Here is an 11952-nt window from a genome sequence, read left to right on the forward strand (position 1 = left end):
TGGCTATCCATCCGGTGCGCTTTGTTTCTAATCTGCACCCTAGCTGATGGATAGCTTTTCTGTCCACGTCTGACCGCAAAAACTGTCCGAACTATTGATCAAAAGCACAGCCCGTAAATCTGCAACTTTCTGAAAAACCTTAAGGTCAGATGCTACGTGAAGACTTTAAACTAGAGTTTGTTGCTGAACCAGAACTTTGTCTGACTAACCTTCTATTAAGCTGTGAATTGATAACTGCTTCTAGTCGATTAAATTTCTGCTTTGACTGCCTTCTCTAAACGATTAGTTTCATCTTCTGTGTCTTTAAGTAAGTCATTCCAATCGTTTGGTGGATTACCACTGTCAAGCATTCTCTTAAAAACTCGATAAGCATCTGTATTACTGTTGTAGGCTCGCTTAGAGCTTTCATCGTTGACCCAAACAAAAACAATAATTTTACTTTCTTGATGATATCGAAAAAATAGTCGATATTGTTGAAAAAACTTAGCCCTAAACCAATGCTTGTATTCACTGCCCAGCGTAGTGCCTTGGCGATAATCACGACTCGTCGGATCTTGAGGAATCACATCAAACGCCAGTTTTTCTATGGCGGCTAGACGCTTGGTTGCATTCTTTTTTTTATAGTCTTGAGGATACTTCTGACGTAAACTTTCGACCTGGGTTAGAAGTTCTTCAAACTGGTTGAGGAAAAGAGGATGAGCAAATATATTCCACCCATTGAGCACTATTGGCTGATGTACAGGCAAACTTATTCGTCCTCGTCTGAAAGTGATTGATCGAGATCGAGATCAACTTCAGAAACCAAAGACTGAACACGCTTTACTAAATCAGAGCTGATCCCCTGTAAGTGTTGTGGATTCTTTTCAATATCTTGTGCAAGAAATTCCAGAAACTGCCCCAGTATTGGGTCGCTGTCGGTTTGGTCAGCACGAGATATCACGACCTGACCGTTAGCCTGAATGGTGTAGCAGATTTTATCGCGCTTATTTAAGCCAAGCGCTTTGCGAACGGGATCAGGAATGGTTGTCTGATAGCGATCGGTCAGAGTAGATTCTGAGAATGGGTCTAGTTTTACAGCCATAGCAACCTCTAAACCTGTGGACTGAACTCTACCTTCAAGGTAATGCGATCGCATTGCCTTGTCAAATAAGAGCGATATTTTTGGGTTTGAAGATTACTTTTGGATCGTGCTGCGATCGGTCTCACTGCTTACTGGAGAAAGCCCAAGCTGCTGTCTGTATTCTGTTAATTCCTGAAAATATCAGTCAATGCTTACGTCTGTTCCCATCTATTGACGACCATTTTTGGATGTCTGAAGCAGTATAACGATCGAGTTTGACAGCGGCGAGAAACTTGTTATCCTCTACCAATAAACACAGGATTGCGCTTCGGAAAAAGTAATGGTAGTGTCACTATCTCAATCTTAAAGTTAACTCATCGATACGTTGAATAATCTCTGTTTCTGGAAACCCTGTTCTCCCATACCTTTTATAAAACTTGAGTAGATTGTAATGAAACGAACTAAACCTAACTTTTGGTATCTGCTCATCCAAGATACTGAAAAGGTCTGTTGAATCCGATAGATGTTGAGCAACTTTATTTAACAACCAATAATTCTGTGTTATCAGGAACTTAGGTTCATAAAGTGCTGACATTAGTTTATGCTTCAAGTGGGGTTTTGCTATGGAAAGACCAACGGTGACTATTCGACGCAGTGCAGAATCATGCTTAAATCGAACCCCGCCATCAAGCCATTCAAAGTAAAGTTCTATTCCTTGATTCACCTTATCAACATCTTTTGGATCATCGAGTAATTCAAAAATTTCAAAAGCCCAGTACATATGGAACTCATTACGAGAAAAGAAAGGTTTAACTTTACTGGAATTAATATTTAGATTAATTTTGAACAGTTCCTTTGAAGCCTCAAAGAGAATTTCATAAGCAATTTCCTCACTTTGAGCCATGATGATTTGATCGTCCGCATATCTGAGATAGCAAGCTCCATACTTGTCACACTCTGATTTCATGAAAGCATCATAACCCTGTAAATAGAAATTAGCTAAAATTCGAGAACAGTCGCCAATCTCATCTTGAGGTATTCCTACAGATTTTTGTGAGTACCTCTCAAATCTTCGATTCCAATTTCTGAGAAAGTGAAAAAGTAAATCAATTACAAAAGCATCTTTTGAATTGGTAACGAGTCTAATTTTATCCTCTAAAAGACTAAGGTTAATTGTGTCATAAAAATTTGCAATGTCAAATTCTAGGAAGAAACAATAATCTGGATTCTGGCTGTAAAGCCACGCACGTTTCTGAAATTCTTTCCAATTTTGTGACCACTTAAACGGGTTGTAACTACTTTGAGGAATTGGTGATGGAGGGGTCAACCCTTCTAGCTCCTCTTCTTCCATTGCACGTATGGGATTGCCTAAACTCCAACCTCCAAATGTTCCATCAACTCGATTAACTGCAATGTCTTGTTCCAATTGTCTAATACAGAAATAATAAGCACAGTTTTCGCGTGAATCGAAAACTGGTACTATTCTCGACACGCAGTTGTGTTTGTCATAGACTAGATATTCGCGTGGAAGTCCAGGATAATAGTGCCTATGGGTAATGTCATCGTGTAGTTTTTCAAGAGTCGCTAACTGCTCAGGCTTTTTATCTGCTGAGTATGGAACTAATGTCTCATTGCTAATCTTCTTCCAAAAACTACCAGCAAAGAGATTAAGAAATTCAGTTTTATTGATCATTTAACGCCAGTGAATAAGTCTCCTACTCTCAGCCCAATAGTTGAAGTAGAAGATTCTAAGTAATCGCCTGTAAATAATATAACCTCGATCTTCTGAGAAGGGACTTCGATGAACTGCTATGACGAAGTGATCCAAAAGTCACAACGTATTTCTAGACCTATCAAAGCCCCCTAAATTTTCAATATGAGTGTTTAGGCGGAGATTCCAGAGTCCAAACTCTCGATCGACACCCCAACCCAACCGCCATCCTTTCTATTCACCCCAACTCATTGAAGCGATCGCATTCATCCGTCACAATGGAGGCATGAATCAAGTTGACTATCTCCGAATTAGCCTGGTCGATCGCTGCAACTTTCGATGTCAATACTGTATGCCAGAGGGCGCAGACATTGACTATGTGTTGCAGCAAGATTTGCTGACTCAAGCAGAACTTTCAACCCTCTTGCGCGAAGTCTTCATTCCCGTTGGGTTTACCCGATTTCGGCTGACGGGAGGTGAGCCTCTGATTCGTCCAGGGGTGGTGAAGATTGTCGAGGAGATTGCTCAATTTCCCGAAACTCAAGATCTGTCGATGACGACCAATGCCTTTCTGCTAGAAGGGCTGGCGCAAGAGCTTTATAATGCAGGTCTGCGGCGCATCAATATTAGTTTGGATTCGTTAGAGCCGGAAACCTTTGACAAAATTGTTGGCAATCGTGGACGATCGCGCTGGCAACAAGTCTGGAATGGCATTCAAGCAGCTTATCAGGTGGGTTTCAATCCTTTAAAGCTCAACGTGGTGGTAATTCCAGGAGTCAACGATCACGAGGTGTTAAGTCTGGCGGCATTGAGTCTCGATCGAGAGTGGCATATCCGATTTATTGAGTTTATGCCGATCGGAAACGATGATCTCTTTAATCACAAAGGATGGGTGACTTCGGAAGACTTGCGCCAACAGATTCGCGATCGCTGGGGGCTGACTGAATCTCAGGTGAAAGGAAACGGACCTGCCGATGTGTTTCAAATTCCAGGGGCGAAAGGAACGCTAGGATTTATCAGCCAAATGTCAGAATGTTTCTGCGATCGCTGCAATCGAATGCGACTCTCTGCCGATGGTTGGCTGCGCCCGTGTCTGCTCAACGAAGACGGACAGCTTGACCTCAAAACAGGGTTACGATCGGGCGTTCCGACCTCTGATTTACGAGAACAAGTCCGAGATCTTTTAATGCGAAAACCAGAGATCAATTACAAACAGCGTCAGTCGGGCACGGTCGGCACCTACAGCCGCACTATGTCCCAGATCGGAGGCTAGAGTTCCTCAGTCTCTCTCGTTGTTCCATTGACATCAATGGCTCCCAGCGTTTCAAGGGTGGCTTTTTGGGCATCGGTTAAACCTGTCACATTCGTAATATTCATGCCCTCGTAAGGTCGGGGATTGCGAAACACATGCAGACACGCCCCAGTTTTTGCGTCCCAGAGTCGTAGCGTTTCGTCTTCGCTGGCACTAGCGATCGTGGTGCCGTCACGACTGCAAGCCACCGACCAGACGCGATCGCGATGTCCTTGCAAGGTTTGTTCACAGACTCCGGTGGTGGCGTTCCAGAATTTGAGAGTGTGATCCAATCCGCCACTGATGATGATTTTTTCATCGGCGCTAAAGATGGCTGACTTGACGCAATCTCGATCGTCCAGCGTTTGCAAACAGTCTCCAGTGTGTAAGCTCCAGCGTTTAACGGTGTGATCGTCGCTGCTGCTGAGAAGCGTTTGCTGATCGCGACTGAAAGTGACGGAGCAAACGCGCCCAGTATGTCCTGTGAGTGAGGTGAGCGGGGCATCTGTGCCAGGGTTCCAGAGTTGGATGTGATGATCTTCGAGTCCGATCGCGATCCGTTCTCCATCGGGGCTAAATGCTACTGACCAGATGCGGCTTTCGGTGTTTAAGACGCGCAAACAGTCTCCCGTTGCGGTGTCCCAAAGTCGAACGGTTTGATCAAAGCCAGAACTCACGAGCCGTTGTCCATTAGGGCTAAACGCCACAGACCACACCCAATTGCTGTGTCCGTACAGAGTTTTTAGGCACTGTCCCGTCTGCCGATCCCACAGTCGGATGGTTTGGTCAAAGCTGCCGCTCGCCAAGGTTTGACCGTCGGGACTAAACGCCACAGACCACACCCAATTGCTGTGTCCGCGCATCGTTTTTAGACACTGCCCTTCTCGATCCCAGAGCTTGAGGGTGTGATCAGCGCTGGTGCTGGCAAGGGTTTGGCTGTCAGGGCTAAAGGCGACCGACAAGACAAAATTGGTGTAGCCCTGAAAGGTCTTGAGGCATTCACCTGTCTGGCGATTCCACAGCCGCGCAGACTGATCAGCGCTGCCACTTGCCACCATCTGACCATCGGGGCTAAAGCTGACAGAGCGAACGGGAGCAGTATGTCCCTGCAAGGTTTTCAAGCACTGTCCGGTTTGCCAATCCCACAGTCTGAGAGTGCGATCGAAGCTACTGCTTGCCACACTCTGACCATCGGGGCTAAAACTGACGCAGCGAATCTCGTTGGTGTGTCCGGCTAAGGTTCTCACACAGCGCTCATTGGTTAAATTCCAGAGCTTGACGGTGTGATCTTGACTGCCACTCACCACCGTTTGACCATCAGGACTGAATGCAACTCCACGCACGCCGCTCGTGTGTCCTTTTAAGGTTTTGAGACAGTCGCCTGTTTGAACGTTCCACAGTTTGAGGGTTTTATCATCGCTGCCGCTAATTAGCGTTTCACCATCTGGGCTGAAGGCGATCGAGCAAACCCAGTGTTGATGTTCCTCTAAAACTCGCAGACAGTTTCCCGTTTGAAGATCCCATAAGCGGATGGTGCGATCGACGCTGCTACTCGCCACGATCGAGCCAAGTGGACTAAATGCCACTGAGACAAGCCAATCGCGGTGCCCCTCAAAGGTTTGCAAACAGTCTCCTGTGTTCACATCCCACAGTTTGACGGTTTTATCGACGCTGCCGCTAATCAACGTCTGACCATCGGGACTGAAGGCGATCGAGCAAACCCAGTGCTGATGTCCCTGAAAGGTGAGCAGCTTTTGGCGATGACGCAGCAGATTTCCCGCCCGATCGCAGAGTCGCCACAGGTGAATCTCTCCGGCTGTGTCACTTGCCGCCAACACACTGCCATTAGGGCTAAACGCCACAGACCAGACATTGCCCAATGTGTCCGAAAAGACTGATTTGCTCAAGTCAGCGTGGCTGAAATTGACCTGATGAAGGGTTGCTCCCTGAAGATAAGCTTGCCAGACCGATAAGTTTGAGAAGTCATATCCGGTCAAATCTATGTGGAGTTGCCGCAGCAGATTAATCACATTTCCTGCACCATATCCGATCGCGCAGTCATCCCGATTTTGCAGCGTCAACAGCACTTTCTTCAACTTTTTTTCGATCTCTGATTTGCAGTGAGTCGGGGCAGTTAAGCGATCGAGCAAGGGTTGCACAATCATCCGCATCTGACTCTCGCGCACCTGGTCTTCAACATCCGCTTTGAGCAACGCATGACTCACAAATAAATGCAGGTCTTGGGTGAGAATTTCTTGATATACCCGATCGGTCAAGGTTTCAGCTACATACTCCATGACGACAGGTTGCAGGGTGAAGCTTGCGCCTTGTTTTTCGATCAGAGGTCTACGAGCTAACGATGCCAACGCATCCATCAAGTGACGCTTGGGCACGATCGGCACTAAATCTTCAGCCAGATCCGCGATCGACGTACCTTCTCGGTTAATCGCTAACCAATACATAATCTGCTTCTCTAAGTCAGAAAGCCGATCGAACTGCTGATCCAGTAAGTTGGAAATGTCGCCAAATACAGCCGTTCCGTGTCTGAGAAACTCTGCAACATCGCGATCGAACAATTCTTGAATTGTCGCCGCCGCAATCTTTAAAGCCAGCGGATTTCCGGCATACAGATCGATCAATTGCTCAAACGTGGTAGTCGTCGCAGATAGAGATTTTGGTTTCAGCAATTCTCTCGCTTCCGACTCGTCCAACCCGGTTAGTTTGAACGATCGCATGGCAGTGCCTTCTAGCGCGGCGACTTCTCTAGGCTTCTCGCGGCTGGTCATTACGACACAGCTTTGATGCACCGTTTCACCTACCCGCCGAAACAACTCCCCATAGCTTTTGTACCCGATCGGGTAATGTCCCGCCTGTTCGCCTGTGCCTAAAATAGATTCAACATTGTCGAGAATCACCAGACACCGATGCTGACGCAGATAATGCAGCAGTCGCCCTAACTTGCCGTCTACCGAGTCGGGCAACTCAGTCTCTTGCTGGTTAGAGAGGAATTGAATGAGATCAGACAAAATGCTATCAATCGGAGGCGCATCTCTCAGCGATCGCCAGATTACACACTCAAAGTTTTTTTGCAGCCGTTCTGCCAACTTGATTGAGAGCACGGTTTTACCGATTCCGCCCATGCCCAACAGCGTGACGAGACGGCACTTATCCCGAACGATCCAGCCCTCTAGCTCGGTCAGTTCTTGCGATCGTCCACAAAAATCAGAGGTGTCAATCAGTTCGCCCCAATCTTGGAGAGATGAATCAGAATGCTTTTCATCCTGTCTTCCCATCTGCTGCCTGAGCACCACTCGAAAATTATTTTTGGTCACACGTTGACCAATGTGATCAGAAAGAGACTGCCAGAGTTGAGAGCCAACCAGTTTTACATAATCAGAGTCATAGCCGACCGTGCCTGCAATCTGCTCGTAGGTTTGCCCGTCCCACGATCGACAAAACACAGTTTCTTGTAGATGGGTAAGCTGTTCTCGCCCCATCAGGCTATCTAGCACAATTAGCGCTTCTTCGATCGTCATAGCTCAATGCACCCTCGAACGTCTTTCCTGATTGGCACCGACCTCGGCTGACTGTTGCCATCCTTCCGAGATCGGGCTGCCTTCTGTTTAAGGATTCAATGGAGTATTCGTAAATTCCCGGTGATTGTTTCTAAACCGCTTAGATTTCTCCTTACAAATACTGTAGCGAGATTGTACGGTTACTCTCACGAGTGTTTCAAGTCGTGAACTAACGTTTTATAACGTTGCGGCGATCGAAGTCCTAACTTTTTCTCACTGCCATGCAGGAACAACTCGTTTAGCTTTTATGTAGAGCTTCAGGCAGTGCTTCGACCTGAACTCCTAACCGTTTAATTGAGACGGCAGTGCATAACATCGCCAACTCAGACGCAGTGAAGCAACAATTACCGTTCATTCAAGCCCCCAAGAAGATGAACATGAGTCCCTTAGAAGATAATCACTTTTTGACTTCTGTGCTCGAAGGATTCGTTGATGGCATTTTGATTTTGAATCTGCAGCACGAGCTTGTCTATGCCAACACCCCCGGCACTCGGATTTGCCAGCATTTGACCCAGCAAAATCATGCAGTGCCTGACGAAGTGTTGCGATCGTGTGAGGCGTTAACTGAGAGCCGTGAGCTGTATGGCGATCGCCCATTAGTGATTGAGTCAGAAATCACGAATCATCAGTTTCAAACATTTCGGATTCGAGTGCAGTGGCTCAAACTCGATGACTTGCAGCAGCCCTGTATGCTCGTCAGGCTCGAAGATCAGCAGCAGGCTTTACAAAGTTTGGCAGTGACTGAGGCAAAACGATATGGTCTAACGCCCCGTGAAGCTGAGGTCTGGTTTCTCAAGCGCTGCAATCTGCCGCGCAAAGAGATTGCGGCTCGACTTTATATCACGATCGATACGGTCAAAAAACACTTGGGCAACATCCAATCTAAGAAGCAGGCGCATCAAGAGAGCTGGTGCTGAATCGATCAGGATCGATCTAAAGACGATTCCAGCAAGGTTTGCACAAAGTCATATAGCTCAACCTCAGAGTGATCTTGCAGTTGCAGATCTTTGAGTTCTATCAGTCCTTGTGCAAGCTCGGTCGATCGCCCTTTATAAGTGTTGTGAGCCACCAACAAATCGGTAAAAACTTCTCGCTCAATGTGCGATCGAGACATCTCTTCTGACAAAGGAGACGCATATTCGACGCTATCGACTTCATACTTCAGCAGAAAAATCAAGGCTCCTGTGAGGTCTTTGAGATGCTGCTGAAGTTTTTTGACATCAAGATCTAAGCGATCGAAGCCGACTTGTCCTTCAATTCTCAACTCCACCATCGGAGCCTGATCAGGAATAATGCGTTTGGATTTGATCGCAGACTGCACTTGCGCGATCGCCGCTTCCTTAAGTTGCTCTTGGCTTTCGTCGCCTCGTGCTTTCACCTGCAATCGCACCCAGGGACGCTGATAATAATCCTGTTTCAAATCGGCTTGAACGCCATCTGGAGTTAGCTCGACCAGATAGGCACCCCGATCGTATTTCGACTCTTCGACGCTATTTGCCTCCGTCGAGCCGGGGTTAAACACCCAGCCTTGTTCACTATAATTTTTGTGAATGTGACCCAGCGCTAAATAGTCAATGCCTGCGTCTTTGAGCGGCAGCAAATCGGTGTAGCGTAACGCCCCCTGATATCGGGCAATCTGTCCTTCTAGCCCGTGATGAAACAGCATCACCGAGTAGCCCGGACTCGCCGGAAGTTGTTGAATGGCGTTGGCTAAAGACTCGATCGCTCTAGGCGCAGACGCTCCATACCACTGCGAACCCAACACCCGCACACCACAATCGAGGTCAATATATCCGCCCGCTTCGCCATCCCACATTTCGTAAATCACCTGCCCATCCACGGTTTCTGGCTCTAGCAGAATGAGTAATTCATCTTGAGCCAGATATTTGAGCCAGTTTGTTTGCGTGCCATAGGGTCGATTGTCGTGGTTGCCTTCGATCACGATCGCTGGGATCTGATGATCTTTGAGCATCTGAAAGCAGATTTTTGCCTGATTGAGAATATTGGGCTGAATCGTGCGGTGCTCAAACAAATCACCTGCAATCACCACAAAATCAACCTGAGCCTCGATCGCGTATTTCTTCAGCGCATCTTCAAACGCCAGAAAGAAATCTTTGGTGCGTTCTTTGCTGTCGTAGCGATCGAAGCCCAGGTGAACATCAGCCAAATGGAGAAATCGCGGCATAGCAAGTTAGTACGTCAGCATTAGTCTATAACCAACCTTACAATACCGCTAATCGACGGTTATGCAACTCCGTTTAAAGCGGTACGAATAGCTTCAATGCGTTGGCGATTAACTCCTAAATCGGATTCGCCCAAGCGAGATGCCGATCGGACGTGAATCACTGCCGCCGTTTTGTCTACATAAAACTCAACATCGTCAACAAATCCCATCAGGTTGCTGGCAAACTCAGCGTACAGGTAGGTTTCATTCTCAGTCACGATTTTAGTGCGAGGCATCGATTGAACGGTTTGCTTTAAATCAGCAAATGCCTTGTCTGGCGACGAGGTGAAGCGGATCGGGTCGATTTTGTGTTCAGCATCCGTGCTGAAGCTGTTGACGCAGTTAGGAGAGTCGGGGCAGGCAGCAAGTGTGCCATTTTGAACGCCGAGATTGGTAGGGCGAGTGCCTGAAAATGAAAATAGTGCCATGAGAGGAGGATGTAATAGGGTGGTCGGACTGGCTGCGGCTGGTGTTGAAATGGATAGCCAGGTGGCGATCGTCAACATCAATGAGAGCGCAGAAGCCCAAACTCGCTTAAACAATAAATGACGCATGAGAGAATTTTTTGACAGAACTAAATCTCTAGAAAACTCTAACGCAGAGCCATCGTTTATGAATCGGGATTGAGACGTTTAGCAACCCAACTGGCAGCGCCGCTAAAAATTGCCCCTGCCATCAGAATCCCGATCGCAGGAGTAAACACAGGCTCCCAGAGTTTGTACCAAAGATCTAACCCCAACGGCACTTTAGCCCCGCGACCAATCACCGCCACCATCAGCCACGCAAAGCTAAACAGCACCAGAAACAGATCCAGCATCAATATGAAATTAAGCCACTTAAAGAATTGATCTTTCACGGGTCTTCTCTTGTGGTTTCCTATGTCAGCCTACCAAAAAAGAGGGCTACTCTTGAAATTCAGAGCAGCCTTTTAGAGCCTATTGCTCAATTCACTCATTGAGAAGATTTACAACTCCTCAAATTTTAGAAATTCTTTGTGATGCGATCGCGGTAGATTGGCGGGGTCTACATAAAAGTTCTGCTGGCTAAAATGAAGTATCGAACGTATGTGAACCTCCTGCATGAATACTTCGCCCTCCTCACGAAGTGGGGCAAGCCCTCGCCAACCCTTCTCCCTGGGGAGAAGGGAGCTAGAACTTCTTGTTCCCTCTCCTTAGGGTGAGGGCGAAGTATTCGAGCAGGAGGTCTAATGATCACGACGATCGTAGGCTTAAATCGCTGCTACTTCTCTACGAATAAAGCTTTAGACAAAATTAATGAAACTGCCGCCAATGATTTTATTGACCTCTATTGAGAACGCAGTTTGCAACAGCATGGCGATGCCCAATGAAGGGTAAAGTGTATTGTCGATTGTGTCTGTAATGTATGAGAAACCCTCCTCAACCGCTGCCCGAAAATCTTTGGGGCGATCGCTGGCGATTTGCGTCTTTATCCGCGATCGAGCTTTCTGAAGCGTTTACAGAGCGAATGATTCCGGTGTTAGAGATGCCCGATGATTTAATGCCCATCAAGCTAGGACTTGCGTCAACGGTGGCAGTTCCAGGGGTGGTGATTGATGGAGGACGGCGATCGCTGCTGTTAGCTCGGTGGTTGCAGACGGCTGATCCGATTGCACTGACTGCGATCGCGGGTGCCCCAGATGGTCTGATTTTAGAAGCAGGCGCGGTCGATCGTTGGATCGTTGCTACCTTCGACGATCCTGAAGTCAAATCTGCTGCCCAAATCTATGAACAGCGTAAGCAAGCCAGCCAGGGATTGCACTTCTTGCTCGTGCAGCCCGACGACTCAGGAATGACTTACACCGGATTTTGGTTGCTCAAACAACAAGACTCGATCGTCAAACCACAGTAGATTGACGACAAAACGCCTGATTCTTAATGTGGAGTTAGACTTCGGTGTTGCTGAACGATGCTATGAATTTGCCCCTCAACTTCCCATTTTGGGTGACTTTCGAGCTTTCAAAGCCCCCTAAAATGGCAGGGCTAGTTTATTGAAGAAAGGAAAATAGACGATGGAGGTCATGCGCCACTGCCCGAATTCCTCTCGTAATCGAGTCAAAGCCGTTCAATCGCA

10 protein-coding genes are annotated in these 11952 nt (G+C 47.2%); 3 read left to right on the forward strand and 7 right to left on the reverse strand.

Features of this window, described 5'->3' with window-relative positions; translation table 11 throughout:
- Window positions 1–248: 248 nt before the first annotated feature.
- The 3 genes from A8707_RS24305 to A8707_RS24315 all read right to left on the reverse strand — a co-directional run bounded on the left by A8707_RS24305 (window position 249) and on the right by A8707_RS24315 (window position 2753).
- A complete protein-coding gene (locus A8707_RS24305) occupies window positions 249–746 on the reverse strand; it encodes a type II toxin-antitoxin system YhaV family toxin (protein ID WP_068819802.1) in 498 nt (165 codons plus the stop codon).
- Window positions 747–748: 2 nt separating this feature from the next.
- Complete coding sequence (locus A8707_RS24310) at window positions 749–1081, reverse strand: type II toxin-antitoxin system PrlF family antitoxin (protein WP_068819804.1); 333 nt, start codon at window positions 1079–1081, stop codon at window positions 749–751.
- Window positions 1082–1412: 331 nt separating this feature from the next.
- A complete protein-coding gene (locus A8707_RS24315; protein WP_068819806.1) occupies window positions 1413–2753 on the reverse strand; it encodes an RNA-directed DNA polymerase in 1341 nt (446 codons plus the stop codon).
- Between the two features lie 187 nt (window positions 2754–2940).
- Here A8707_RS24315 and moaA point away from each other — a divergent pair, with 187 nt between their 5' ends.
- Entirely contained in the window at window positions 2941–4044 is a 1104-nt protein-coding gene (moaA, locus tag A8707_RS24320) for a GTP 3',8-cyclase MoaA (protein WP_331711744.1), read from the forward strand.
- On the opposite strand, the gene A8707_RS24325 is transcribed toward moaA, so the two are convergent.
- Window positions 4041–7598: an NACHT and WD40 repeat domain-containing protein gene (locus A8707_RS24325; RefSeq protein WP_068819809.1), complete on the reverse strand. Its 3558-nt coding sequence runs from the start codon at window positions 7596–7598 to the stop codon at window positions 4041–4043. The two genes, moaA and A8707_RS24325, sit on opposite strands and share 4 nt — an antisense overlap.
- 371 nt (window positions 7599–7969) lie before the next feature.
- Between A8707_RS24325 and A8707_RS24330 the strand changes: the two genes are divergently transcribed.
- On the forward strand, window positions 7970–8554 hold the full coding sequence (locus A8707_RS24330; protein ID WP_156518857.1) for a helix-turn-helix transcriptional regulator: 585 nt from the start codon (window positions 7970–7972) through the stop codon (window positions 8552–8554).
- A 5-nt stretch (window positions 8555–8559) separates the two neighbouring features.
- Here the strand turns inward: A8707_RS24330 and A8707_RS24335 are convergent, their stop codons facing one another.
- Genes A8707_RS24335 through A8707_RS24345 form a run of 3 tightly spaced genes read right to left on the reverse strand, consistent with a single transcriptional unit; the run spans window position 8560 to window position 10717 of the window.
- Complete coding sequence (locus A8707_RS24335) at window positions 8560–9822, reverse strand: metallophosphoesterase family protein (RefSeq protein WP_068819811.1); 1263 nt, start codon at window positions 9820–9822, stop codon at window positions 8560–8562.
- A 59-nt stretch (window positions 9823–9881) separates the two neighbouring features.
- On the reverse strand, window positions 9882–10415 hold the full coding sequence (locus tag A8707_RS24340; protein WP_082906493.1) for a DUF1499 domain-containing protein: 534 nt from the start codon (window positions 10413–10415) through the stop codon (window positions 9882–9884).
- Window positions 10416–10471: 56 nt separating this feature from the next.
- Complete coding sequence (locus tag A8707_RS24345; protein ID WP_068819813.1) at window positions 10472–10717, reverse strand: hypothetical protein; 246 nt, start codon at window positions 10715–10717, stop codon at window positions 10472–10474.
- Window positions 10718–11244: 527 nt separating this feature from the next.
- Here A8707_RS24345 and A8707_RS24350 point away from each other — a divergent pair.
- The gene (locus tag A8707_RS24350) at window positions 11245–11730 is read left to right on the forward strand and encodes a Tab2 family RNA-binding protein (protein ID WP_068819815.1); all 486 of its coding nucleotides are present in this window, start codon (window positions 11245–11247) and stop codon (window positions 11728–11730) included.
- Window positions 11731–11952 lie beyond the last annotated feature (222 nt).

The organism is Phormidesmis priestleyi BC1401, from assembly GCF_001650195.1.
Lineage (GTDB): Bacteria > Cyanobacteriota > Cyanobacteriia > Leptolyngbyales > Leptolyngbyaceae > Phormidesmis_A > Phormidesmis_A priestleyi_B.

Bases quoted from the DNA above. Each gene is read 5' to 3' on its own strand.
- A8707_RS24310 (WP_068819804.1), bottom strand. From the start codon at position 1,081: ATGGCTGTAAAACTAGACCCATTCTCAGAATCTACTCTGACCGATCGC.
- A8707_RS24315 (WP_068819806.1), bottom strand. From the start codon at position 2,753: ATGATCAATAAAACTGAATTTCTTAATCTCTTTGCTGGTAGTTTTTGG.
- A8707_RS24325 (WP_068819809.1), bottom strand. From the start codon at position 7,598: ATGACGATCGAAGAAGCGCTAATTGTGCTAGATAGCCTGATGGGGCGA.
- A8707_RS24335 (WP_068819811.1), bottom strand. From the start codon at position 9,822: ATGCCGCGATTTCTCCATTTGGCTGATGTTCACCTGGGCTTCGATCGC.
- A8707_RS24340 (WP_082906493.1), bottom strand. From the start codon at position 10,415: ATGCGTCATTTATTGTTTAAGCGAGTTTGGGCTTCTGCGCTCTCATTG.
- A8707_RS24350 (WP_068819815.1), top strand. From the start codon at position 11,245: ATGAGAAACCCTCCTCAACCGCTGCCCGAAAATCTTTGGGGCGATCGC.